Annotated in this window: 26 protein-coding genes; 18 read left to right on the forward strand and 8 right to left on the reverse strand. The window is 66.0% G+C overall.

The features are described from left to right. Window positions 1-28 precede the first annotated feature (28 nt). From RIU96_RS03605 to RIU96_RS03625, 5 genes are all read left to right on the forward strand, one after another. A complete protein-coding gene (locus tag RIU96_RS03605; protein ID WP_311205116.1) occupies window positions 29-400 on the forward strand; it encodes a hypothetical protein in 372 nt (123 codons plus the stop codon). Between the two features lie 76 nt (window positions 401-476). After that, window positions 477-1,778: a DUF445 domain-containing protein gene (locus RIU96_RS03610; protein ID WP_136648843.1), complete on the forward strand. Its 1,302-nt coding sequence runs from the start codon at window positions 477-479 to the stop codon at window positions 1,776-1,778. Window positions 1,779-1,799: 21 nt separating this feature from the next. Further along, window positions 1,800-2,435: a CGLAU_01105 family protein gene (locus RIU96_RS03615; RefSeq protein ID WP_259787818.1), complete on the forward strand. Its 636-nt coding sequence runs from the start codon at window positions 1,800-1,802 to the stop codon at window positions 2,433-2,435. A gap of 30 nt (window positions 2,436-2,465) precedes the next feature. Further along, entirely contained in the window at window positions 2,466-2,780 is a 315-nt protein-coding gene (locus RIU96_RS03620) for a DUF2516 family protein (protein ID WP_144822624.1), read from the forward strand. A 4-nt stretch (window positions 2,781-2,784) separates the two neighbouring features. Continuing rightward, the gene (locus RIU96_RS03625; protein WP_311205117.1) at window positions 2,785-3,312 is read left to right on the forward strand and encodes a hypothetical protein; all 528 of its coding nucleotides are present in this window, start codon (window positions 2,785-2,787) and stop codon (window positions 3,310-3,312) included. On the opposite strand, the gene RIU96_RS03630 is transcribed toward RIU96_RS03625, so the two are convergent. From RIU96_RS03630 to RIU96_RS03640, 3 genes are read right to left on the reverse strand one after another with little or no spacing between them, the layout of a single operon-like run. Then, the gene (locus RIU96_RS03630) at window positions 3,296-4,072 is read right to left on the reverse strand and encodes an LmeA family phospholipid-binding protein (RefSeq protein ID WP_259787820.1); all 777 of its coding nucleotides are present in this window, start codon (window positions 4,070-4,072) and stop codon (window positions 3,296-3,298) included. The two genes, RIU96_RS03625 and RIU96_RS03630, sit on opposite strands and share 17 nt — an antisense overlap. A gap of 7 nt (window positions 4,073-4,079) precedes the next feature. Beyond that, complete coding sequence (locus tag RIU96_RS03635) at window positions 4,080-4,892, reverse strand: class I SAM-dependent methyltransferase (protein WP_259787821.1); 813 nt, start codon at window positions 4,890-4,892, stop codon at window positions 4,080-4,082. Between the two features lie 17 nt (window positions 4,893-4,909). Continuing rightward, entirely contained in the window at window positions 4,910-5,401 is a 492-nt protein-coding gene (locus RIU96_RS03640) for a DUF2505 domain-containing protein (protein ID WP_311205118.1), read from the reverse strand. Here RIU96_RS03640 and RIU96_RS03645 point away from each other — a divergent pair. Continuing rightward, window positions 5,390-6,433 carry a UDP-N-acetylmuramate dehydrogenase gene (locus RIU96_RS03645; RefSeq protein WP_311205178.1) on the forward strand — a complete coding sequence of 348 codons (1,044 nt, stop codon included), beginning with the start codon at window positions 5,390-5,392 and terminating at the stop codon, window positions 6,431-6,433. The two genes, RIU96_RS03640 and RIU96_RS03645, sit on opposite strands and share 12 nt — an antisense overlap. On the opposite strand, the gene RIU96_RS03650 is transcribed toward RIU96_RS03645, so the two are convergent. From RIU96_RS03650 to RIU96_RS03660, 3 genes are all read right to left on the reverse strand, one after another. Beyond that, entirely contained in the window at window positions 6,430-8,133 is a 1,704-nt protein-coding gene (locus tag RIU96_RS03650) for a long-chain-fatty-acid--CoA ligase (protein WP_311205119.1), read from the reverse strand. The two genes, RIU96_RS03645 and RIU96_RS03650, sit on opposite strands and share 4 nt — an antisense overlap. 38 nt (window positions 8,134-8,171) lie before the next feature. Continuing rightward, window positions 8,172-9,875 (reverse strand): long-chain-fatty-acid--CoA ligase, encoded by a 1,704-nt coding sequence (locus RIU96_RS03655; RefSeq protein ID WP_311205120.1) that lies wholly within the window; start codon window positions 9,873-9,875, stop codon window positions 8,172-8,174. Window positions 9,876-10,007: 132 nt separating this feature from the next. Then, window positions 10,008-11,729 carry a long-chain-fatty-acid--CoA ligase gene (locus RIU96_RS03660; RefSeq protein ID WP_144822635.1) on the reverse strand — a complete coding sequence of 574 codons (1,722 nt, stop codon included), beginning with the start codon at window positions 11,727-11,729 and terminating at the stop codon, window positions 10,008-10,010. Window positions 11,730-11,923: 194 nt separating this feature from the next. On the opposite strand from RIU96_RS03660, the gene RIU96_RS03665 reads away from it, so the two are divergent. From RIU96_RS03665 to RIU96_RS03685, 5 genes are read left to right on the forward strand one after another with little or no spacing between them, the layout of a single operon-like run. Next, window positions 11,924-12,916 carry a MinD/ParA family ATP-binding protein gene (locus RIU96_RS03665; RefSeq protein WP_144822637.1) on the forward strand — a complete coding sequence of 331 codons (993 nt, stop codon included), beginning with the start codon at window positions 11,924-11,926 and terminating at the stop codon, window positions 12,914-12,916. A 28-nt stretch (window positions 12,917-12,944) separates the two neighbouring features. Continuing rightward, on the forward strand, window positions 12,945-14,210 hold the full coding sequence (mshA, locus tag RIU96_RS03670; RefSeq protein ID WP_144779443.1) for a D-inositol-3-phosphate glycosyltransferase: 1,266 nt from the start codon (window positions 12,945-12,947) through the stop codon (window positions 14,208-14,210). Window positions 14,211-14,251: 41 nt separating this feature from the next. Continuing rightward, window positions 14,252-15,001 carry a phosphoglyceromutase gene (locus RIU96_RS03675; protein WP_144779441.1) on the forward strand — a complete coding sequence of 250 codons (750 nt, stop codon included), beginning with the start codon at window positions 14,252-14,254 and terminating at the stop codon, window positions 14,999-15,001. A 7-nt stretch (window positions 15,002-15,008) separates the two neighbouring features. After that, entirely contained in the window at window positions 15,009-16,271 is a 1,263-nt protein-coding gene (locus RIU96_RS03680) for a sensor histidine kinase (protein ID WP_136648856.1), read from the forward strand. Next, window positions 16,268-16,960 (forward strand): response regulator, encoded by a 693-nt coding sequence (locus tag RIU96_RS03685; RefSeq protein WP_144779439.1) that lies wholly within the window; start codon window positions 16,268-16,270, stop codon window positions 16,958-16,960. The genes RIU96_RS03680 and RIU96_RS03685 overlap by 4 nt, the downstream gene beginning before the upstream one ends. On the opposite strand, the gene RIU96_RS03690 is transcribed toward RIU96_RS03685, so the two are convergent. Next, window positions 16,957-17,841, reverse strand: coding sequence for a DUF3109 family protein (locus RIU96_RS03690; protein WP_136648858.1), 885 nt, complete (start codon window positions 17,839-17,841; stop codon window positions 16,957-16,959). The two genes, RIU96_RS03685 and RIU96_RS03690, sit on opposite strands and share 4 nt — an antisense overlap. A gap of 12 nt (window positions 17,842-17,853) precedes the next feature. Between RIU96_RS03690 and RIU96_RS03695 the strand changes: the two genes are divergently transcribed. The 5 genes from RIU96_RS03695 to RIU96_RS03715 all read left to right on the forward strand — a co-directional run bounded on the left by RIU96_RS03695 (window position 17,854) and on the right by RIU96_RS03715 (window position 21,171). Continuing rightward, window positions 17,854-18,798, forward strand: a complete 945-nt coding sequence (locus RIU96_RS03695; RefSeq protein WP_136648859.1) for a Ppx/GppA family phosphatase — start codon at window positions 17,854-17,856, stop codon at window positions 18,796-18,798. Then, complete coding sequence (locus RIU96_RS03700) at window positions 18,798-19,544, forward strand: Rv0497 family membrane protein (RefSeq protein WP_136648860.1); 747 nt, start codon at window positions 18,798-18,800, stop codon at window positions 19,542-19,544. Before RIU96_RS03695 ends, RIU96_RS03700 begins: the two co-directional genes overlap by 1 nt. A 97-nt stretch (window positions 19,545-19,641) precedes the next feature. Beyond that, a complete protein-coding gene (gene proC / locus RIU96_RS03705) occupies window positions 19,642-20,451 on the forward strand; it encodes a pyrroline-5-carboxylate reductase (RefSeq protein ID WP_259787846.1) in 810 nt (269 codons plus the stop codon). A gap of 178 nt (window positions 20,452-20,629) precedes the next feature. After that, entirely contained in the window at window positions 20,630-20,821 is a 192-nt protein-coding gene (locus tag RIU96_RS03710; protein ID WP_136648862.1) for a helix-turn-helix domain-containing protein, read from the forward strand. Between the two features lie 248 nt (window positions 20,822-21,069). Beyond that, on the forward strand, window positions 21,070-21,171 hold the full coding sequence (locus tag RIU96_RS03715; protein ID WP_003855542.1) for a 30S ribosomal protein bS22: 102 nt from the start codon (window positions 21,070-21,072) through the stop codon (window positions 21,169-21,171). A gap of 45 nt (window positions 21,172-21,216) precedes the next feature. Here RIU96_RS03715 and RIU96_RS03720 read toward each other — a convergent pair whose 3' ends face one another. Then, window positions 21,217-22,242, reverse strand: coding sequence for an HAD family hydrolase (locus tag RIU96_RS03720; RefSeq protein WP_136653458.1), 1,026 nt, complete (start codon window positions 22,240-22,242; stop codon window positions 21,217-21,219). Between the two features lie 94 nt (window positions 22,243-22,336). Between RIU96_RS03720 and RIU96_RS03725 the strand changes: the two genes are divergently transcribed. Continuing rightward, the gene (locus RIU96_RS03725) at window positions 22,337-22,555 is read left to right on the forward strand and encodes a glutaredoxin family protein (protein WP_136653468.1); all 219 of its coding nucleotides are present in this window, start codon (window positions 22,337-22,339) and stop codon (window positions 22,553-22,555) included. Between the two features lie 52 nt (window positions 22,556-22,607). Further along, entirely contained in the window at window positions 22,608-23,924 is a 1,317-nt protein-coding gene (locus RIU96_RS03730; protein ID WP_136653456.1) for a glutamyl-tRNA reductase, read from the forward strand. The last annotated feature ends 25 nt before the right edge of the window (window positions 23,925-23,949 follow it).

Below are 23,949 nucleotides of genomic sequence, written 5' to 3' on the forward strand. Positions count from 1 at the left end.
GAGAGACCTAGAGAAAAGGACACACCCCATGGCAAACACTCCCGAGTCGGTTGCAGATATCCGCAGCGAGAGCTTCCCGGATTACCAGCAGCGCATCGAGGACGCCTACATCGAGGGATACGACCCCGTCTCCCTGGGCGCCCCGCACTCCTCGCTGAACACCCATTCCTTGTGGATCGCCATGGGCCTGATCCTCGCCTCTCTCTTCGGCGTCGGTCTCGCCGTCTGGGGCGGCGCGGCGATGGTTTGGGGCATGGGCTCGGAGTCCAACATCGGCTCCCGCCTGCTCATCCTCGGTGTCATTGAGTTCGCCGTGACGATGATCGCCGCGATCGTGCTCATGTCCACGGGCCGCCGCGGGTACAAGGAGTACCGCACGCGCACCGGTCGCCTTAACTAGACGGAAAAGCGAAACTCCCCGCCCTCGCTGGCGGGGAGTTCTTTCATGTCTTAGCCCAGGTGCTTTAATCGAGGGCATGGCACAACACGCGCTTGAGGGGCCGGACCCGATCCCCTTGCCCACGCCGGACAACGAGTCGCAGCGCCGCCGGGTGCTGCGCAACCACAAGATTTTTGTCACCAGCCTGCTCGGCGTGATGGCGGTGATCTTCCTCTCCTGCTCGTGGTGGCAGTCGCAGGGCACAGCCCCGGGCTGGGTCGGCTACGTGCGCGCCGCCGCGGAGGCCGGGATGGTGGGTGGTCTGGCGGACTGGTTCGCGGTGACCGCGCTGTTTCGCCGCCCGCTGGGCTTGCCCATTCCGCACACGTCGATCATCCCGCGCAAGAAGGACCAGGTCGCCGGCGCTCTTGGTGATTTCGTCAGCGAGAACTTCCTCAACGCGCAGACGATTACGGACAAGGTGGTCCAGGCGAAGGTCCCGCAGCGAGTCGGCGCGTGGCTGGTGCAGCCGGACAACGCGGAGCGGGTCTCTGAACACGTCGGCGGGTTCACCATCCGGATCGTGCAGTCCATCGACCCGGCTGAGGCTGAGCGGGTGATCAACACCCACGTGATTAACCGCTTCGCGGAGCCGACGTGGGGCCCGCCGCTGGGCAGGGCGCTCGAGGGGCTGATCCAGGACGGCAAGGTCGAGCCGATCGTCGACGACGTCATCGCCTGGGGCCGCCGCAAGGTCGAGGGCATGGAGGAGGTCGTGGTCACCATGATCGACGAGCGCATGCCGAAGTGGGCGCCGAAGTTTGCGAAGGACCTGGTCGGGGAGCGGGTGTACCGCGAGCTGGTGGAGTTCATGCGCGAAATGGACACGGACCCGCAGCACGAGGCGCGCCGCGCCGTGCGTCGCCACATCAACCAGTTCGCCCAGGACCTGCAGTTCGACCCGGACATGATCTCGCGCGTCGAGTCGATCAAGGCCGACGTGATGGGCTCGAACGCCGTGACTTCGACGGCCGGCGGGCTGTGGGCGCAGGTTTCGCAAGCGCTTATCGACGCCTCCTCCAACCCTGCATCCCCGCTGCGGCGCAAGCTGGTGTCGTTGTGCATCGAATGGGGTGACAAGCTACAGACGGATCCGCAGGTGGCGCACAGCGCGCAAACCCGCCTCGCGGCGGTGACGAAGTACCTCGCGGAAAACGGTGCCGGTGAGATCGTCAGCATCATCTCCGAGACCATCGCGCGGTGGGACGGCAAAGAGGCCAGCGACAAGATCGAGCTCATGGTGGGCAAGGACCTGCAGTTCATTCGCCTGAACGGAACCGTAGTCGGTGCGCTGGCGGGCTTGGCCATTTACACTGTGTCTCAGCTGCTCTTTAACTAGCCCCACGAAAGTGAGCCCACGATGACTTCCAACAACGACAACAACTCAATCATGGACAGCCTGCGCGGCGCGGGCGAGGCCTGGCTGTCAGCGGGCTCCGCTGTCGGCGGCGTCGTCAGCGAGTTCGCCACGAAGCTGCGCGAGGACCGCAGTGCAACCGAGCCGACGGGGGCGCACGCCGCCGCTGATGCATCCCCGCAAGAGGGCCTGCTGCAGCAGCTGCGTGGCGCCGTCGACAATGCGCGCGGCGCGTTCAACTCCGCGGACAACGACCGTGACTTCCGCGCCGCCGCGACGACGTTCGCCACCGATGCCGAGGCCATCTTCCGCGACGTCGCGGGCTCCGTTTCCCGCGCGGGCAGCGCCGCAGCTCAGTCCGGCCAAGCTGACGAGGCGAAGGCCGCCTTCAGCAACGCGTTAGGCGAGGTGAAGGAGACCTTCAACCAGGCGGTCGCCGGTGTGCGCAACCGCGCCGAGGAGTCCGACGTGGATGCCGAGGGGGTTGTCAAGGATCTGCGCGAGCGCCTGGACACGCTCATTGCGAAGGTATCCGAGCAGGTCTCCCGCCCGGATTCGGGCGAGCAGAAGGCGGAGGATATCATTGACGGGGAAGTTATCAGTGACCATGATGGCGACAACGGCAACAGCACCGTTTAGCTTTAACCCAGAGGGAGAGTCCCGCGCGTGATGGACCTTGGCACATTGGCTTCGGTGGGCTTCATCCTCACCGTGCCGGCGCTAGTTCGCAACCTGCTGTTTATGCTGGTGGGCATCGCCGGCATCGTCGGTGCCGTTTTGGCGGCCACGACCCGCGAGGACGCTTTTGAGGCCGCCGGGCGCCAGGGCAAGTGGGTGTGGGTCGCCATCGTCGGCGGCGCCGCGGCCGTCTGCCTGCTGCGTTTCCCATTCATTGCGTGGTTCGGTGCGGTGGCGATCGGCGTCTACTTCTTCGACGTCCGCCCGCACCTGAACAACATCATCCGTGGTAACCACGGCTGGTAAGCTAGTGGATGACCTCGAGTGGCTGGCCATGCGGACGGGTATAACCGCCCTCGGTGGCCGGCCCTTTAACGTTTCCGAGCGGCATCAGGCGGGCGTGGTGGTCGAGCCGACGCGGGTGCAGGCGGCGAAGCACACCGGCGTGCCCGTCATCGCCGTGGTGGGATGGCAGGACGGGCGCCACCACAGCGTGATCAAGGCGGCGGAGGCGCGCCTGGCCGTCGAGATGGGCGCTGCCGAGGTGTGGCTCGCCGTCGACGCGGACGCCGAGGGCGACAACGAAGTGTTAGCCGATGTCCTCGCCGTGCGCCAGGCCGTCGAGGCGCCCGCCAGGCTCGGGCTGCTTTACGACGCCCGCCCTTCGGTGATCCGGGCTGGGGAGCTGGTGGGCGTCGATAAGCTTGTGTGCCCAAGCGGTGCTGAGCTGCCCCGCACGACGCTGGACGTGGCCGCAATCGGGGTCGACGACAGCGTCGAGGCGGTCGTCGACGCGCTCGAGGCCGGCGCCGCGGTGGTGTTTACAGAGCCTCGCTGATCTGGTTCAGGTTGACGTCATGGCCGTTGAGCGAGACCAGCAGGCCGCCGTCGATAACGGTGACATCGCGCACGCGCATCGGCCCGAACACGGCGTCCTGCATGCCCTCGCGAAGGGCCTGCGAGAGGCTCTCCGCAACCCCGCCCGGCAGGTCGATGCCGAACAGGCTGGTGGAGTCGGCGGAAAAGGTGAGCTCGTCGCCGTCCATTTGCGGGCGCAGGTTGATCCTGGCGAGCCCGTTGTTGAACTGGATGGCCACGGTTCCGGCATCCGGGTTCGACTCCACGCCGGAGATGTTGACTAAATTCTTGAGGGTCGCGGCGGGTAGGCCGTCGACCTGCGAGAGGGCCGCAGATGCCTGCTGCTGCAAAATGGCCTGGATAAACGCGTCCGGCAGCTCGGTCGTGACATCGAGGGTGTCGGCGACGAAGCCGGAGTCTGACTGGCGGACCTTGTCTACGTTGACCGTCGCGGCGGGCTGGCCCGTGAACGAATCCCCGTCGAGCACCAACGTCGAGGGGACTGAGAGGGTCATGTGGGGGACGGTGCCGGCAAGCAGGCCGAACGTGAGCGGTTGAGGCCCGAACGCGACCTGGGGGTTAGCCGTCGTCGGAACGGGGGCGGCGTTGGCGAACTCCGTTTCAATCCGGTTGGACACATAGGCGCGCAGCCCAAATTCTGCGACGACGATCAGGATGAGGATTACCGCGAGTACTCCGACGAAGATTTTCCAGGCGAGCGAGCCTTTGGTGCGAGTCATGCGGCTATCATACGTCCACCGCGACATGCTCCCAATCGATCGTAAATATATTGTCCCGCAGCCGGCGGCGCACGGGGTGCAGTGGCCAACCGCTGCCGATGAGCTCCTCGCGGGCGCGGGCCCACCGGACGCGGGGGCCGTGGGGTGCCCAGCCGGCGGCGTGGTCCCACGCCGCGTCGGCGGCGGACAGAAGCTCATGGATGCTCTCACCTGGGACGTTGCGGTGGATCAGTATCTTGGGCAGCCGCTCCGCGACGTCGGAGGGCCGGGTGACGTCCTGCGGGTCCCAGGCCAGGGTGAGGGAGCGGGGGCCGGTGGCATCCAGCAGCACCCACGCCGCACGCCGGCCCAGCTCATCGCAGGTGCCCTCAACAAAAAGTCCGCCCGGGGCGAGGCGGGAGGTCACCGACTCCCACACTGCGGGCACGTCGGCGACGTCGTATTGGCGTAGCACGTTGAACGCGCGCACTAGGTGCGGGGTGTAGCCGGCGAGTTCGAACCCGCCGAGTTCGAAGCGCACGCCGTCGCGCGGCTGAAGAACTCTCTCGGGGTGGATCTCCAGCCCCACGACCTCAACGCGCGGGTTGATCTGGCGCAGCCACCTGGCCCACTCCACGGTGGTGGTGTGCGAGGCGCCGTAGCCCACGTCCAGTGCGAGCGGGGCGGGCACGGATCGGAGCAGCTCGCCGACCTGCGGGTTGAAGCGGGTCCACCGGTCGGAGCGGCGCAGCCGGTTGACGCCCGTCGTGCCCCGGGTGATCACGCCAAACGGCCGGTCGCGCCCAGACTGCGCGCGCAGGTTGTGGGCGTGACCGGCCATGGAGGGTTGAAAAAGGTTTAGAGGTTCTCGCTGATCCACTGCTCGGTGAGCTTGCCCTCGTTGGAGAAGATCTCCTCGAGCGCTTCGCCGACCTTCGGCTCAAGGGCGGCGCCCATGAACGGGATGGAGACCTTGGCCTCGTTGGCGTAGGCAAGGGTGGTGGTCTCGCCGGCGCCGGTGAGCACGATGTCGCCGGAAAAGTCGACCGGGGTGCCCTTGACATCACCGGCGTAGTCGAGCTTCGCGGTTTCGCCCTCGAGCGCGCCGATGTTCACGGTGCGCTTGAGATTGAGGTCCTGGGAGATCATCGCCTGGGCGGCCTCGGGCAGGATCGTCTGCGGCAGGACCTCGAAGAGGACAACGGAATCGCCGTTGAACTCGTTGAGGCTGCCCGGCTCCGGGGAGAGGTTGGCCGCGATGAACTCCCAATATTCCTTGGTGCTCAGCGCCTGGTGCACCTTGGCGGCGGGGTGATTGATGGTAACGGTTACTTCGCTGTGTGCGGTCATGGGTCACAGACTACCGTTAAGGGGGTGACTGATTCATCTTTTGCCTCGCTTACCACTTTGCGCATCGGCGGCAGCCCCCGCGATCTCGTCCGCTGCACGAGGGCCGACGAGCTCGCCGAGACGGTGGCGCGCCTCGATGCGGCAGGCGAGAAGCTGCTTGTCGTTGGCGGCGGCTCGAATCTGGTCGTTGCCGACGGCCCGCTCGACCTGACAGCGGTCATCGCGGGCAACGAATCGCTTTCGCTTATCCACGCCTCCACGCTCCGCATCGGCGCCGGCACTGTCTGGGATGACGTGGTGGCTTTTGCCGTGGACCACGGCCTGGGTGGCATTGAGGCGCTCAGCGGCATCCCCGGCTCCGCGGGCGCCACGCCCGTGCAGAACGTGGGCGCCTACGGCGCGGAAATCTCCGACGTGCTCACCCGCGTGCGCCTGTATAACCGCGAGACGGGCGCCGACGAGTGGGTGCCGGCCGAGTCGCTGGATCTGGCGTATCGCTACTCCAACCTGAAGTTCACCGCCCGCGCGGTCGTGCTCGAGCTCGAGCTCCGCCTTGAGCCGGCGGAGCTGTCCGCGCCGCTGCGCCACCTCGGCGGGCAGCGCCTCCCCCTGGCGCAGGCGCGCGAGAACATCATCGCCACCCGCCGCGCCAAGGGCATGGTGCTTGACGACAGCGACCACGACACCTGGTCCGCGGGCTCGTTCTTCACCAACCCGATCGTTCCAGCCTCGCTTGCCGACGCCATCGCCAACGACACCGGCGAGGACACGATGCCGCGCTTCGCGCAGCCCGACGGGCGCGTCAAGCTCTCCGCTGCGTGGCTCATCGAGCGCGCCGGGTTCCCGCGGGGCTACCCGGGCCACGGCGCGCCGGCGCGGCTGAGCACGAAGCACACCCTGGCGCTGACCAACCGCGGTGACGCCGCGGCGAGCGATATTGTGGCGCTGGCCCGGGACGTGCGGGCGGGCGTCGACAAGCGATTTGGCGTTGTTCTCGAGCCGGAGCCCGTGTGGGTGGGCGTGGAGATCTAGTCCTCGAGCTGAGCGAGCAAGTCCGCTTGGACCTCGCGGCGGCGGATCTTGCCCATGGGGTCGCGGGCGAGCTCCTCGAAGTGGTAGAACGTGCGCGGCACCTTGTAGGCGGTGAGGTGCTTCTTCGCGTAAGCGCGCAAGCCCTCGGAGTCCAACTTGGCACCGTCGGTGAGGGTGACGCAGGCAACGACATCCTCGGAGCCGTCCGGGCGGGGTCGGCCGACGACGGCGACGTCCTCGACATCCTTGTGCGCGCGGATGACCTCCTCGACCTCGGCGGGGTAGACGTTGAACCCGCCGGTGATGATGAGCTCCTTGATGCGCGAGACGAGCTTGACAAAGCCGTCCGACTCCATGATTCCCATGTCACCGGTGCGGAACCAGCCGTTGTGGAACGCCTGTTCGGTGGCCTCGGGGTTATCCAGGTAGCCGCCGAACACCTGGGGGCCGCGGGCGAGGATCTCGCCGGCCTCGCCGTAGGGCATGTCCTCATCCAGGTTCTCCGGGTTGGCGATGCGGATATCGGTATCCGGGAAGGGCAGGCCGATGTAGCCGGGGCGACGATCCGCGCTTTCGGGGTTGCCGATGAGGATCGGCGAGGTTTCGGTCAGGCCGTAGCCCTCCACGAGGCGGCCGCCGGTGAGCTTTTCCCACTCGTCGATCACCGCGACCGGGAGCGAGGAAGCACCGGAGAAAGCAATGTTGAGGCTCGAGATGTCGACGTTATCTTCCTTGGCCTGCGCGACGATGCGCTCGAACAGTGTGGGCACGCCCGGCATGAAGGTCGGCTTGTACTTCTTAATGGCCGACATGATGAGGTCGATCTTCGGGGCAGGCAGGAGAATCACTTCGCTGCCGATCTTCATCGCGAGGGTCAGGGAGAACGTCAGGCCGAAGGAGTGGAAGAACGGCAGGGTGGCCACCATCCGCTGGTCGCGCTCCTGGAAGTCCTTGACCCACGCGATGCCCTGGGTCACGTTGGCGCACAGGTTGGCGTGGGTCAGTAGCGCGCCCTTGGGGCGACCCGTCGTGCCGGAGGTGTACAGGATCAGCGCCGGGGTGTCGGGGGAGACCTCGGCTTCCTCGAGCTGGTCGGCGTTGTTTACCAGCGCGGAGCTGACCAGCGCCTCCCACGGCACGGTGGAGGTCGCGGGCGCGGTGAGCTCGGCGCGTGCCTCACGGAGACGCTTCAGCGGCAGGCGCAGGGCGAGGCGCATTGGCAGGGGCATCGCCTGGGTCATGTCGACGCTGACGACGGTGGTGATATCGGTGTCGTCGCGCAGTTCGTTGACGGTGCCCGCGACCTTGTCCCACACGATGGCCACTCGGGCGCCGTGGTCGGCAAACTGCGGGCGCAGCTCGGCGGCGGTGTAGAGCGGGTTGTGCTCGGCGACGACCGCGCCGAGCAGCTGTGCGGCGAAGAAAGCCACCACGTGCTGCGGGCAGTTCGGCAGCATGATCGCCACGCGGTCGCCCGCTTTGACGCCGAAGGATTTCAGCCCGGCGGCGGCGCGGCGGACCTCGCTATCAAGCTCGGCGTAGGTCATCGTGCGACCGAAGAAACGGGTCGCTATCTTCGACCCGTTTGCCGTGATGTTGTCGGCGTAAATCTTCGTGAGCGTCGCTGTGCTGTAATCCAGGTTGGGGGCGGTCCACTCGGTGTAGGAATCGAGCCAGGGTTTGTCTGCGTGAGAAGCCATGCCCCCAAGTATAGGGACTACGGTTACCGCCCCGTAGCTTAGTGCTTCGCGGTGCCCTCCTCCAGCATTTGCAGCAGGGTCTTCTGCACATGCTTGCGGCGGATCTTGCCCGTCTGATCGCGGTTTAGGTCCTCGAAGTGGTAGAAGGTGCGCGGCACCTTGTACGGGGTGAGGCGCTCGCGCGCGTACGACTGGAGACTATCCGGGTCCAGTGGCGCACCCTCGTGCAGGGTGACGCAGGCGACGACGTCCTCGGAGCCGTCGGGGCGCGGGCGGCCGACGATCGCGATGTCGTTGATGTCCGGGTGGTGCTTGAGCACCTGCTCCACCTCGTCGGGGTAGACGTTGAAGCCGCCGGTGATGATCATCTCCTTGATGCGGGCAACCAGGCGGATAAACCCGTCTTCCTCCATCACGCCCATGTCGCCGGTACGGAAGAAGCCGTTGTGGAAGGCCTTTTCGTTGGCTTCCGGCTTGTTCAGGTAGCCGGAGAAGACCTGCGGGCCGCGGGCCAAAAGCTCGCCCGGCTCGCCGTCCGGCATGGTCTCGTCGGGGTTATCCGGGTTGGCGATGCGGATTTCGGTGTCGGGGAAGGGCACGCCGATGTAGCCGGGCCGGCGGTTGCCGTCGAGCGGGTTGGCTGTGAGAATCGGCGCGGTCTCCGTCAGGCCGTAGCCCTCCACCAAACGGCCGCCGGTGACCTTCTCCCACTTCTCCAGCGTGGCGGTGGGCAGCGTCGCCGCGCCCGAGAAGGAGTAGCGGATGGACGTGATGTCCTTGTTGTTGTCGATGGCCCAGTCGGAGATGCGTTCGTAGAGCGTCGGCACGCCCGGCAGCATGGTCGGCTTCGTCTTCTCGATCGCGGAGAACATCAGCTCCGGCTTCGGCGCGGGCACGAGAATGGACTGCGCGCCCACCGCGAAACCGATGGCGAAGTTGAGCGTCAGGCCGTAGACGTGGAACAGCGGGAGCACGGCGAAGATGCGCTCGTCCTGATCGCCGAAGTTGCCGAACCACTCCAGGCCCGCGACGACGTTGGCGTTGATGTTGCCGTGCGTTAGCGGCGCGCCCTTCGGCGCCCCCGTGGTGCCGGAGGTGTAGAGGATGAACGCGATGTCATCCTGGGTGACGCGCACGTCCGCGCGCTTCGGCTCGTTGCTCAGAAGCTGCGCGAAAGGGATGGTGCCCTCGGCCGGGCCGGTCAGCTCCTCGCGCTTCTTCTTGATCGAGCCCAAAGGAAGGCTGAGCACCGTGCGCAGGTGCCACGGCATGGCGTCGATCATGTTGACGGTGATGACCTTTTCAAGCTGGGTCGTGCGAGCCAGCTCCTTGTACACCGGCGCGGCCTTGTCCCACGCGATGACGACCTTCGCACCGTGGTCGTCGAACTGATCCTTGAGCTCGTAGGCGGTGTAGAGCGGATTGTGCTGGACAACCGTTGCCCCGAGGCTGTGCACCGCGAGAATGGAAACGACGTGCTGCGGGCAGTTCGGCAGAGCGATGGCCACGCGGTCGCCCTGCTTGACGCCGAGGCCGCTGAGTCCGGTGGCGACGCGGCGGACCTGGTCTTCGACCTCGCCGTAGGTGAGCTCCTTGCCCATAAACCACGTGAACTTCTTGTTGCGGTGCTTTGCTACCGCGTCGTTGAAACGGGAGACGAGAGTGTCATCTCCGTAAGACAGCTGGCGGTCGGTCCACTCCGCGTAGTGCTGCAGCCAGGCCTTGTTTTCAAAAGCTCCCATAGCGAGCGCGCTCCTTGTATGTCGTTGCCGTTGATTAGTTCATTCTACCTAAGGTCTCCGGCATATCTTACAAGCTCAGTGTGGGCGTGTGTAGGAAATCCGCGACATATCTTTTGTACGTGGTTAAGCGAGCTAGCTCTTTTCCTCGCCGACCTTGGTGTCGTCGCCCTCTTCGAGCATCTCAATGAGGGTTTCCTGAACCTCGCGGCGGCGGATCTTGCCCGTCATATCGCGGGCGAGCTCCTCGAAGTGGTAGAAGGTGCGCGGCACCTTGTACGCGGTGAGGCGCTCGCGGGCGTATTCGCGCAGCGCATCCGACTCGATGACGGCGCCCTCGCGCAGGGTCACACACGCCACCACGTCCTCGGAACCGTCCTTGCGCGGACGTCCGACGACGGCGATGTCATCGATGTCGGGGTGCTCCTTCATCACCTGCTCCACCTCATCCGGGTAGATGTTGAAGCCGCCGTTGATGATCATTTCCTTGATGCGGGAGACTAGGCGAATGAAGCCGTCCTCCTCCATCACGCCCATGTCACCGGTGCGGAAGAAGCCGTCGTGGAACGCGTCCTCGGTCGCCTCCGGCTTGTTCAGGTAGCCCTTGAACACCTGCGGTCCGCGGGCCAGCAGCTCGCCCGGCTCGCCGTCCGGCATGGTCTCGTCCAAGTTGTCCGGGTTGGCGATGCGGATCTCGGTGTTCGGGAACGGCAGGCCGATGTAGCCCGGGCGGTGGTTGCCGTCCATCGGGTTGGCGGTCAGGATCGGGGAGGTCTCGGTCAGGCCGTAGCCCTCGACGAGGCGGCCGCCCGTGATGCTCTCCCACTTCTCAATCGTCGATTCCGGCAGCGTCGACGCACCAGAGAAGGAGTTGCGGATCGTCGGGTACGTCTTGTCGTTGTTCAGCGCCGCCTCCGCGATCTTCTCGTAGAGGGTGGGCACGCCCGGGAAGAACGTCGGCGGGTTTTTCTTCATCGCCATGGCAATCAGCGGCGGCTCCGGGGCTGGCACCAGGATCAGCTCGGCACCGGTGCCGATGGCGAGGCCCATGGTCAGGGCCAGGCCGTAGACGTGGAACAGTGGGAGGATCGTCATGATCTTCTCCTGCTCCTTGCCCAGGTCCTTGACCCACACGAGGCCGGACTTGAGCATTGAGTTCAGGTTGCCGTGGGTGAGCTGGGCGCCCTTCGGCGGGCCGGTGGTGCCCGAGGTGTAGAGGATCAGGACGGTGTCATCCTGCGTAATCTCCTCCGGAGCCTCAAAGGGCTTGTCAATCAGCAGGGACGACCACGGCATCGTCGCTGGGGCGTCGCCGGTGAGCCGCTCGCGCAGCTCCTTGGCCTTCGGCAGCGGCAGTGAGAGGGCGATGCGGTACTTCAGCGCCATCTCGTCGATCATGTTGACCGAGACGATGGTGGACAGCGGGGAGTCCTTGCGCAGCTTCGAGATCGTCGGCGCAACCTTGTCCCAGACAATGGCGATCTTCGCGCCGTGGTCCTGGAACAGGGGGAGAAGCTCGGAGGCGGTGTAGAGCGGGTTGTGCTCCACGACGGTCGCGCCGAGGCGCATCACGGCGCTAAAGGCGATGATGTGCTGCGGGCAGTTGGGCATGACGAGCGCGACGCAGTCGCCCTTCTTCACACCCAGCTCCTGCAGGCCAGCCGCGGCCTTGAGGACCTGCTCGTTGAGGTCCGCGTACGTCATGGTCTTTTCGAAGAACCAGGTCGCCGTGCGGTTCGAGTGCTTGGCCAGGTTGCGTTCGTAGACGTCAACAAGGGTATCCTCGCCAAGCTCAACCTCGTGCGGTGTCCAGGGTGCGTAGTGTTTCAACCACGCCTTTTCTTCGAATGCGCCCATAAGAGACTCCTTCGGGTTTTCGGTCGGCATTGATGGGTTGTTTATTAGTATAGGGAAAATGCGGTGGCCCGCATCACAATTCGCGCGAAAGGTGACCTCTAGCCCCCCCACCCGGCGATGCTTCGCCTTGCGAGCCGCTCAAAATGCGGTAAAAAATGTGGGAAGGGGTGCACACATTTACAGGGGGAACTGTCATGTACGATGCCGCGCGCTATGGCGAGCACAGGTTTAACCAGGCCAACCAGGAGCTTTTGCCGCCGCCGGGACTCGACCAATCAACGCTTCTCAACCCGGTCACCGCGCCGCCACAGCGCGGTTGGCGGCGCATGCTCCACACCGCCTCCGGTGGGCGGATCAACCCAGGCGGCTCCCGCAAGGAGTTGCAGGAGCAGCAGCTTATCGACGCCATCCGCGCCCCGTTGCGCGGCGATTACCGCATCGCCGTGATGTCGCTGAAAGGCGGGGTGGGCAAGACAACCACCACCGTGGTACTCGGGGCAGTGTTCGCCCAGCTGCGTGGCGACCGGGTGATCGCCATCGACGCCAACCCGGACCTGGGCACCCTGGCTCAGCGTGCCGCGGTGCCCACCCCAGCGACGATCCGCGACCTGCTCGCCGCGCGCGACACATCGCGCTACGCGCAGGTGCGGGCATTTACGCACCAGGCGGCCTCGCGCCTCGAAGTCATTGGCTCCGAGCGCGACCCGGCAGTCAGCGAGGCGTTTAGCGAGGCCGACTACCGCCGAGCCGTGGACATCCTGCAGCACCACTATAACGTCATCCTGACCGACTGCGGCACCGGGCTGATGCACTCCGCCATGGCGGGCGTGCTCGACCTGGCCAACTCACTGATCTTGGTGACCTCGCCGGCGCTCGATGGCGCGCAGTCCGCGGCGGCCACGCTGGACTGGCTGAGCCTGCACGGCCACGACCAGCTCGCCGCCAATGCGGTGGTGGTTGTCTCGACCAATGCTCCAGGTAGCCCGACTATTGACATTTACCAGCTCGCGGAGCACTTCGCGTCGCGCACCCGCGCCGTGCACGTCATCCCCTACGACCGCCATTTGGCGGAGGGCGCCGTGGTCGAGCTTGACCGTCTCCACCCGAAAACGGTGCAGGCCTACCGGCTGCTGGCAGCGGAGGTCGCCGCCGACTTCGACTCCTGGCACCGCCACGCTGCCTACTAGACCAAAAGCGCCTCTAGAATTGGGCTGCATGCGCGTCGCGATGATCTCCATGCACACCTCCCCGCTCGAGCAACCGGGCACCGGGGACGCTGGCGGCATGAACGTCTACGTTCTCAACATCGCGCGCGAGCTCGTGCGCGGCGGCCTCGAAGTGGACATCTTCACGCGGGCGACCCGGCCCAGCCGGGGTGAAATCGTCGAGGTCAGCGAGGGTCTGCGCGTGATCAACATCGTCGCCGGGCCTTACGAGGGGCTGGCGAAGGAGGATCTGCCCACCCAGCTCGCCGCCTTTGCCGGCGGGATCCTGCAGTTCTCCCGCACGTACGACCTGTCCTACGACCTGATCCACTCGCACTACTGGCTCTCCGGCCAGGTGGGGTGGCTCATGGCCGACCTCGCGCGGGTGCCCCTGGTCCACACGGGGCACACGTGGGCGGCGGTGAAAAACGCGCACCGCTCCCCGGACGCCGAGCCCGAGGGCGAGGCGCGCCGCATCTGCGAGCAGCAGCTCGTGGACAACGCGAACACCGTGGTGGTCAACACCCCGGACGAGATCGCGGAGCTGGCGCGGCACTACGACGTCGACCCGGCGAAGATCGCCGTGGTCACCCCCGGCGCCGACACGGAGCTTTTTACCCCCGGGTCGAACCGCAACACGGAGCTGGCGCGGCGCCAGCTGGGCATCCCGCTACACGCCAAGGTCGTCGCGTTCGTTGGCAGGCTGCAGGATTTCAAGGGCCCCCAGGTGCTGATCCGCGCGGTAGGGGAGATGGCGCGCCGCGACCCGGCGCGCGACGTGCACGTCATTATCTGCGGTGGGGCGTCGGGAAGCGATGCGAGCGTGGAGCGCTACCGCGCGCTCGCCCGCGAGGAAAACATCGCGCGTCGGGTGCGCTTCCTGGGCCCGCGGCCCCCGGAGGAGCTGGTGGCGATCTACCAGGCGGCCGACATCGTCGCGGTGCCCAGCTACAACGAGTCCTTCGGCCTGGTCGCCGTCGAAGCGCAGTCGACGGGCACCCCCGTGGTCGCGGCCCGCGTCGGCGGGCTCCCGCTGGCCATCGCCGAGGGCGAGACAGGGCTGCTTGTCGACGGGCACGGCACCGAGGCGTGGGCCGACGCGCTTTGCCAGCTGCTTAACGACGACGCCCGGCGCATCGAGATGGGCGCGGCCGCGGTGGGCCACGCGCGCCGCTTCAGCTGGGCAGCCTCGGCGCGAAGTCTGAGCCGGGTCTACGAGGACACGCTCGCCGAGTTCGTCCCTGGTGGTGCGCCGAGGGCGCCGTTTGGCGGCTAATCACGGCAACAGGGGGCCGATTTTCGTGGCATGCTAGACGCATGAGCAACGGAAAGCTGATTCTCCTACGGCACGGACAAAGCACATGGAACAAGTCCAACCAATTCACCGGCTGGGTCGACGTTGACCTGACCGAACAGGGTGAGCAGGAGGCGGCCAACGCGGGCCAGCTTCTCGTGGACAAGGGCATCCTCCCCGGCATCGTGTTCACCTCGCTGCTGCGCCGCGCGATCCGCACCGCGAACATCGCGCTTAACGCCGCTGACCGCCACTGGATCCCCGTCGAGCGCAACTGGCGCCTCAATGAGCGCCACTACGGCAAGCTGCAGGGCCTGAACAAGGCCGAGATCCGCGAGGAGTTCGGCGAGGAGCAGTTCATGACGTGGCGCCGCTCCTACGACACCCCGCCGCCGGAGCTTGCCGACGACAACGAGTTCTCCCAGGCCAACGACCCGCGCTACGCCTTTTTGCCGCAGGTGCCGCGCACCGAGTGCCTCAAGGACGTCGTGGAGCGCTTCTTGCCGTTCTACGAGGACGTTATCTTGCCAGAGGTTCTGCAGGGCAAGAACGTCATGGTCGCCGCTCACGGCAACTCCCTGCGCGCGCTGGTCAAGCACCTGGACAACATCTCGGACGAGGACATCGCGGGCCTGAACATCCCGACCGGCATGCCGCTGGTCTACGAGATCGGCTCCCGCGGCGCGGTACTCAACCCGGGCGGCACGTACCTCGACCCGGAGGCAGCCGCCGAAGGTGCTGCGGCTGTGGCAAGCCAGGGCAACCAGAAGTAACCGCGACTTGTCACCCGCCTTAGCGTTCGTCCTCGGGGCGCTCGCCGCCGCCGTGGTGCTGCTGCTTGTCTATTGGATTGAGCGGCGCGCGAAGACCGCGTCAAAGCCTGAGGACGAAGATAACAACGTCAGCACCATGAGCAAGGTCCTGCACTTGGCCATCCAAGGCTCCACGACCGGGTTCTTGGTGGTCAACCGTGCGGGCCGGGTGATTTTGTCCAACCCGCGCGCGCACGAGATGTCCATCGTGCACAGCCGCACGGTCAACCCGCGGGTAATGGAGACGGCGCGCGAGGTCTTCGAGGACCTAGAGACCCGCACCATTGACCTCGACCTGCCGAAACGCGCCACAGGCAGCCTCGTGCGCAGCGTGCGCGCCGTGGTGAAACCGCTGACGCTGACGGACACCTCCTTCGTCATCGTCTACGGCACGGACGAGTCCGAGAACGTGCGCATGGAGTCCGCGCGCCGCGACTTCGTGGCCAACGTCTCGCACGAGCTAAAAACCCCGGTCGGTGGAGTCTCCCTGCTGGCCCAGGCGCTGCTGCAAGACCCGGGTGACCCGGAGATGGTGACGTACTTCGGCGAGAAGCTGCTCAAGGAATCCCACCGCATGGGCGACATGATCACCGACCTGATCAGCCTTTCCAAGCTCCAGGGCGCCGAGGCGCTGCCCGAGTTAACGCCCGTGCGTGTCGACGACGTCATCGACGACGCGATCCAGCGCAACCAGGTCACCGCGGACAACAGGGAAATCGAGCTGACCCGCTCCGGCCACACCGGCATCAAGGTGATGGGGGACCGGGCGCTGCTCACCGCCGCGGTGTCGAACCTGGTGTCCAACGCGATTAACTATTCGCCAAACAACCAGCCGGTGACCATCACCCAGAAAGTGGTGCGGGACTCGGTGATTTTGATCCGCGTCACCGACCGCGGCATCGGGATTGCGCCCGAGGACCAGAAGCGCGTTTTCGAGAGGTTTTACCGCGTGGACAGGGCGCGCTCGCGCTCGACGGGAGGCACGGGTTTGGGTTTGGCCATCGTCAAGCACGTCGTGGCCAACCATGGCGGTAACATCAAGTTATGGTCGAGGCCCGAAACGGGATCCACGTTCACCATTGAGCTGCCGATATACACCCCCGAGGCTCAGGTCACTCTGGCCGATCGGGAGACGGAGCAGCCCGGCGCGCAGTCTGCCGAGCCCCAGCCGGGTTTGAAGCAGGCGGTCACCCGGGTTGCGACGCGCCGTAAGGAAAGGGAGAAGCAATGACGACGATTCTCATCGTTGAAGACGAAGAATCCTTGGCCGACCCGTTGGCCTACCTGCTGCGCAAGGAGGGGTTTGAGGCGATCGTGGCCCCGGATGGGCAGAGCGCGCTGAGCGAGTTCGACAGCAACAGCGTCGATTTGGTTCTGCTTGACCTCATGCTGCCCGGGATGAGCGGAACCGACGTGTGCAAGAAGATCCGCGCGACCTCCGCGGTGCCGATCATCATGGTCACCGCCCGCGACTCCGAGATCGACAAGGTCGTCGGCCTGGAGCTCGGCGCCGACGACTACGTGACCAAGCCCTACTCCAGCCGCGAGCTCATCGCCCGGATCCGCGCCGTGCTGCGCCGCGGGCCTGAGGTGGCGGACGAGGAGCTCGAGGCAGACGAGCGCATCCTCGAGGGCGGCCGCGTGAGAATGGACGTCACGCGCCACACCGTGTTCGTTGACGGCGAGCCGGTCTCCATGCCGCTCAAGGAGTTCGACCTACTGGAGTACCTGATGCGCAACGCCGGCCGCGTCCTCACCCGCGGCCAGCTCATCGAGCGCATCTGGGGCGCCGACTACGTGGGCGACACCAAGACCCTCGACGTCCACGTCAAGCGCCTGCGCACCAAGATTGAGGCCGCGCCCTCGCGCCCCACCCAGCTGGTCACCGTGCGCGGTTTGGGCTACAAGTTCGAGGCTTAGCCCGCCGGGTGCGTCGCTTTGGCGTCGTCAGGCAATGCGGCGCGAGCAGCGCAATGCTTCTCGACGACCCCGTACGCCGCCGCCCCGATCAGCGCAGTTAGCTCGTCCCGCATAGAACGCCACACGGGCGTTGCGCCCGGGGTGTGGGTGTTGGGCGCGCCCGTGCACCACCAGTCGAAGTCCTCGCCCCCTCCGCCCCACTGGCGCCGGTCGTATTCGCCGATGGTGGTGCGCAGCACCTGCTCGCCGTCGGAACGTTCGACCCACTCGTCCTCGCGCGACAACGGCACCTGCCAGCACACCTCGGGCTTGGAGCCGACGATGTTGCACCCCTCCGCTAGCGCCCACTGGTGCAGCGCGCAGCCCGGGCCCGTCTCGGCGTCGGCGCGGTTGGCAAAGATGCAGGCACCGTCCACGCGCGTCGTTTTCAGGCCCGGTTCGTCCTCATCGTCGTCCCACTCCAGCCACGGCTCGAGCACTACCGGGTCGGCGGCCTCGATGTAGGAGTCGACATCGTGGGGGCGCAGCTGCCAGTACTTGGCGGGCATTTTGGCGACGGCGTTGTAGAGGTCGTCGCGGTCGGACTCGTCGGAGAGGTAGGCGCCGTGGATGCAGCAACCGACCACCGGGAAGCTCTCGTCGATGCCGTGGCACTCCGGGGTGCCGAACCGGCAGCTCCACGTCGATTCCAGCCAGGTGAGATCGACCACGATTAGATGCTTCGGGTCGTCCGGGTTGGTGAACTCGAACCACTCGCGGGGGAAATCCGGGGCAACCTCGCGCCCCGCGAGGATGGACTTCCCGGCGGGGGAGGAGGCGGGAAAACCGAGATAAACGGGGCTTCGGGTTGGTTGATTCACACTTGAGTACCGTAGACCCATTACTCTGGGTGTGTGCGACTAGGTGTATTAGATGTAGGCAGCAATACCGTCCACCTCGTGGCGGTCGATGCCCACAGTGGCGGGCGCCCGACTCCGATGAGCGATTGGAAGCAGCCCCTGCGGCTCGTTGAGCTCCTCGATAAGGACGGGGCGATCGAGGACAGGGGCGTCGATAAGCTCGTGAGCGCTGTGCAGGAGGCGAAAGACCTCTCGACGAACCTGAAGTGCGAGGAGTTCCTCGCGTTCGCCACCTCCGCCATTCGCTCCGCCACCAACTCCGACGACGTGCTGCGCCGCGTAGAGAAAAAAACCGGCGTGGACCTGCGGATCCTCACGGGCGAGGAGGAGGCGCGCCTGACGTTTCTCGCCGCGCGCCGCTGGCACGGCTGGTCCGCTGGCCGGATCACCAACATCGACATTGGCGGCGGCTCGCTGGAAATGTCGACCGGCACCGAGGAAACCCCCGACCTTGCCGTCTCCCTGGATCTCGGCGCGGGCAGGCTGACGCACCAGTGGTTCGACACCGACCCGCCGGAGCGCAAGAAGATCAACCTCCTGCGCGACTTCATCGACGCCGAGCTCGCCGCGCCCGCCGAGCAGTTCCGGGCGCTCGGGGGCAGCGGGTTGGCCGTGGGCACGTCGAAGACGCTGCGCACGCTCGCGCGCCTGACCGGCGCCGCACCGTCCTCAGCTGGGCCTTTTGTCAAGCGCACGCTCACCGCGCCGGGTCTGCGCCAGCTCATCGCCTTCATCTCACGCATGACGGCGGCGGACCGCGCGGAGCTCGAAGGCATCAACGCGGACCGCTCCCACCAGATCGTTGCGGGCGCGTTAGTGGCGGAAGCCGCAATGAGAGCCTTAAATATTGATAAGTTGGAAATCTGCCCGTGGGCGTTGCGCGAAGGCGTGATCCTGCGATGGATCGACCAGGGACCGAACTACGAAGGAGAGAGCTAATGTCTGACGACTCTCAGCTCACTGTCGCGGAGCTTCTCTCGCGAGCCCAGAAAGAAAACCCGGGCGCCGAACAGCCGCGCCGGCGCCGCCGCCGCAGCCTCGACGAAGGCGGCGTGTCGGTTGCTGAGCTCACTGGCTCCCTGCGCAAGGTCGAGGCGCGCCCTGTGGAGTCGAAGCACTCCAGCGTGCCCATCGACCCGGTTGAGCCGGAACCGGTCAAGCCCATCGAAGCAGTTGAGCCGGAACCCGTGGACGCGTCCGAGACCACCGTTATCAAGAAGGTGGAGGTGGAGCCGAAACCCGCGGCCGCTGCGACTACTACCACCACATGGTCGAAGTTCGAGCGCTCGGCGCAGGAGCCCGCCGAGGTCACCGGCGAGATCCCGGTCGTCGCGGATGCCCCCGCCCCCGCACCTGCGCCCGTTTACGACGAGTCCGTCTACGCTGAGCAGCCCGAGTTCCTCCCGGAGGCGGAGGCTGAGGCCGAGGCCGCGGTCAACCCGATCATGCTCGTTCTGTTCGTCTTTTTGGGCCTGATCGCGGGCGTGCTCGGTTTCATCGCCTTCCAGTGGGTGTGGGCGAACCTGCCGCTGGCGGTCGCCCTCATCCTGGCGCTGGTGGTCACCGCGGCCGTGGTGTTTGGTGTGCGCGCGATGCGCACCGGCAAGGACGGGCTGACGATGACGCTGGCTGGCCTGGCTGCGCTCGTCGTCACGCTCGGCCCTGGGTTGATCAGCGGCCTGTAACCGCGGCTGCGGGCGCACACGGGGTTGTGGCATCGTGGGTGCCGTGGATACAGCAAAGAACGCACACGACACTTCCGCCCAGGCCCAGGTAGAGCAGCTGGGCAAGATCGCCGTCATCGGCGGCGGCAACATCGGGGAGGCGCTCATCGCCGGGCTTGTCGTCGCCGGGGTGGAGCCCACGTCAATATTCGCGACCAACCGCTCGCCGGAGCGCTCTGCGCAGCTCGCTGAGCGCTACGGAATCATCACGGGCAGTGACAACTCCGAGGCCGTGACGGACGCCAGCATCTGCTTTCTGTGCGTCAAGCCGGGTCAGATCCTCGAGGTGCTCGAGGAGATCAGCGACACGATCGCCCGCCACGACGAATCCACCGCGGTGGTGTCGATGGCCGCGGGCATCACGCTCGCCTCGATGGAAAGCGCCGTCTCCGCCGCCGGCACCCCCTTGGTGCGCGTCATGCCGAACACCCCCATGCTGGTGGGTAAAGGCGTTCACGTCGCGGCGAGCGGGCGCTACGTCGACGAGGATAAGCGCGCCCAAGTACTCGAGGCGCTGGCTGTGACCGGGCACGTCGTCGAGGTGCCGGAGAAGCTTATCGACGCCGCTACGGCCGTCTCGGGCTCCGGGCCGGCCTACTTCTACTACTTCACCGAGGCATTGATCGACGCCGGGGTGTCGCTGGGGTTGCCGCGCGATGTCGCCCGGGAGCTCGCCGTGGCCACCGCCTCGGGCGCCGGCGAGATGCTGCTGGGCGAAAAGACCCCGGCGCAGTTGCGTTACGACGTCTCCTCACCGGCGGGCACGACGGCTATGGCGATCCGCGAGTTGGAGGAATCGGGGGTGCGTGGTGCGCTGTACCGCGCCACGGAAGCAGCGGCGAAGCGCTCGGCTGAACTGGGCCAATAGCCTTCTAGCCCCAGGAATCACAACCGTGTCTTTGGATTAACTACGAAAACTTGGGAACATTCTGTGCGCTTAAGTCGCACCTTGCCCTCGGTTCACGCTAGTCTAGTTAGAGCACGTGCGTGATCGTCCTGTGGGAGGGGAAGCCTACAGCGCGACCGTGCTGAAGGGTAAATAAATTATGGCTAACGAAGAAAAGGGTAAGTTCCTCACTGTTGCTGAGGTTGCCGACATCATGCGTGTCTCCAAGATGACGGTGTACCGCCTGGTACACGCTGGCGACCTGCCCGCTGTGCGGGTGGGACGCTCATTCCGCGTCAACGAGAACGCTGTTACCGAGTATCTCGACTCCTCGGTCTACAACGTCGGTTAACGGCCCTACCACCCCCCGCTTCGGCACCCTCCTCGCACCTGTGCGGGTGGGTGCCGAAGCCTTTTTGGTGGCATAAGCGCCCGGCTGTATGCTGGTAGGCATTCGTGCCAGCGTGCGCGTGGGTTCATGTTGGCCCTTTACGAGAGTGCACCTCGTGAAAAGGGCCCCGCGTGTGATCAACACCCCATTCGCTGCGACCTACGCCCGCCGGCAGGTATGTACATACAACTAGGAAACGAGGAAACCACATGGGTTCAGTTATCAAGAAGCGCCGCAAGCGCATGTCGAAGAAGAAGCACCGCAAGATGCTGCGCCGCACGCGTGTTCAGCGTCGTAAGCTCGGCAAGTAAACATGCCGCTTTAGGCCCACAGCCCTTACCCAAGGGCCGTGGGCCTTATTTCGTGCGCCACAGCGCCCACGCCCCCGCGGCAGCAAAGACCACGGCCACCGTCGCCGGAACCGCCGCCTTGCGCACGGAGCGGTAGTCGCGGATCTCCCACCCCTTATCCTGGGCGTGCTTACGCAGCGCGCGATCGGGGTTGACGGCCACGGGCGTGCCCACCATCGACAACATGGGGATGTCGTTGATGCTGTCCGAGTACGCGGTGCACTGCTTTAAGTCGAGCTGCTGCAGCGCCGCGAGCGCGGCCACTGCGTGGCGCTTTCCGGGCCCGTGCAGGATGTCGCCGACCAGCCGCCCGGTAAACAGGCCGTCTTCCGCCTCCGCGACGGTGCCCAGCGCGCCCGTGAACCCGAGGCGCGCGGCGAGCGCCTGGCCGATCTGCACCGGGGTGGCCGAGACGAGCCACACCTGCTGGCCAGCGGCGAGGTGCATGTGGGCCAACTGCAACGTCGGGTCGAACGCCCGGCCAAGGATTTGGTGGTCGACTATGTCGTCGGCTAGCTCGAGCAAATCGCTGACCTTCTTGCCGCGGGCCAGGCCCAGTGCGTGGGCGCGGCCGCTGGCGATGTCGGAGGTTTTCTCCGAGCCGAAGACGCGGTAGCGCAACTGCTTGGTCAGTCCGGGCAGCAGCTCGCGCAACGTGATCATGCGTTTCTTCGCCAGCCCCCGGCCGAGCAGCACGAGCGACGAGCCCTGGATCAGGGTGTTGTCGATATCGAAAAACGCTGCCGCCTCGGCGTCCTGCGGCACGTCGGGGTCCGGCTGGGTGACCCTCGCCGCGCCGGCGGTGGCGAATGCGCCGCCAACGGTGTCGACCCCAAGGGTGAACTCGTCGATGCTGAGCCCAAACGTTTCTTCAATGGCGGCGGCAGCTGCGGCTTCGCCGGCGGCGCGCTGTGAGGCGTCGTCAAGCGGCGGCACAGCGAGCTCTTCCAAGAAGCGGCGGACGTTGCCATGCGACGCCGACCACTGCGCGAGGAATTCCCTGCCTGGGCGGTGTGCGGAGTCCGCGCTCATAGTCGTCTACAGCCTTTCGTCGGGGACGGAGTAGCGTAAACAACCGTACCGTGACCAAGGCCCGTTAAGGAGCACTGTGAAAAACGTCGAGCTGATGGTTCGCGCCACATGCGGTTCCTGCGACCGCGTCGCGCGCCAGATCGCCCCGATCGTCGAGGCGGCGGGCGCGACGCTGACGCTTGTCGACGTCGACACGGACGCCGAGATCGCTGCCGAATACGGCGACCGCGTGCCCGTGGTCGTGATCGACGGCGAGGAGTTCGCCTGCTGGGAAGTAGACAACGCCGACCTCGCCGCCGAGCTCGCAAGCTAGCTGGGCTATCCTTTAGTTTGATCTCGAGAAAGTATTTTCCGGAGGAGTTTGTGTGAGTGTTCTCGTCGTAGGGATGTCGCATCGCTCGGCACCCGTCGCGTTACTTGAGCGCCTCAGCATGGACGACACCGTGCAGACGGAGACGACAACCGCGTTGGTCAGCCAGCCCTCGCTGTCCGAGGCGATGATTATCTCGACCTGCAACCGCCTCGAAGTGTATGCGGTAACCAATTCCTTCCACTCCGGCGTCGAGGACGTGCTCAGCGTGCTCGCGGACAAGTCTGGGGTGGAGGAAGGGGAGCTGCGCTCCTACCTGTATGTCCGCTACGCCGACGCGGCGGCCGAGCACATGATGACGGTCGCCTCCGGCCTGGACTCGATGGTGGTGGGAGAGCAGCAGATCATCGGCCAGGTCCGCTCCAGCTACCAAGATGCCACCGTGCGCGGCACAGTCGGCCCCGGCCTGCACTCGCTGGCGCAATCCGCGCTCTATACCGGCAAGCGCGTGCACACGGAAACGGAGATCGACGACGCCGGCGCCTCCATGGTCACCCTCGCACTGGAGGAAGCGATGAAGATTATGGGCGTGGAGGATTTCACGGGCAAGACCGCCTTAGTCCTCGGCGCCGGGGCCATGGCCTCGCTGGCGGCGACGCACCTGGGCAAACGCGGGATTAACAACCTGATCATCGCTAACCGCACCCGCTCGCGCGCCGAACGCCTCGCCGAGCACTCCCGCGAGGCGGGCGTGCCGGCGGAGGTCGTGGACTTCAACTCCCGCGCCGGGGCGCTGGCCCGGGTCGACATCGCCGTTTCCGCGACCGCGAGCGATGAGTTCACCATCACGGCGGAAGACATCTCCGGGCCCGTTATGCTCGCTGACTTGTCGCTGCCGCGCGACATCGAGGACGCCGTCACCGAGCGCGACGGCGTGCACCTGGTCAACATCGAGTACCTGCACCAGCGCATGCGCGAGAGCGACGACAAGGATTCCCGCTCGCGCGCCGCCGCCGAGGCGATCGTCGCCGAGGAGGTCAGCAACTTCAGCTCCCGCCAGCGCGTGCGCGAGGTCGGGCCCGCCGTGGCGCAGCTGCGCAAGGCGGCCAGCGAGGTTACCGACGGGGAGCTCGCCCGGCTGCGCGCGCGGGTGCCGGACCTAAGCGAGGAGGACTTCGACCAGGTCTCCCGCACGGTTCGGCGGGTCGTCGACAAGATCTTGCACACGCCGACGGTGAAGATCAAGGAGCTCGCGGCGACCTCGGATACGGTGAGCGTGGAAACGGCCATCGAGGAGCTCTTCGGCTTAGGCCGCAGCTCCGTGGCGATCGACGCGCAGCGCCTGCCCAAGCTCAGTGAGATCACGGAATAAGCTTTTAACAGGGGAGAAAAGGACA

It is taken from the genome of Corynebacterium sp. Z-1, from assembly GCF_031844665.1.
GTDB lineage: Bacteria > Actinomycetota > Actinomycetes > Mycobacteriales > Mycobacteriaceae > Corynebacterium > Corynebacterium sanguinis.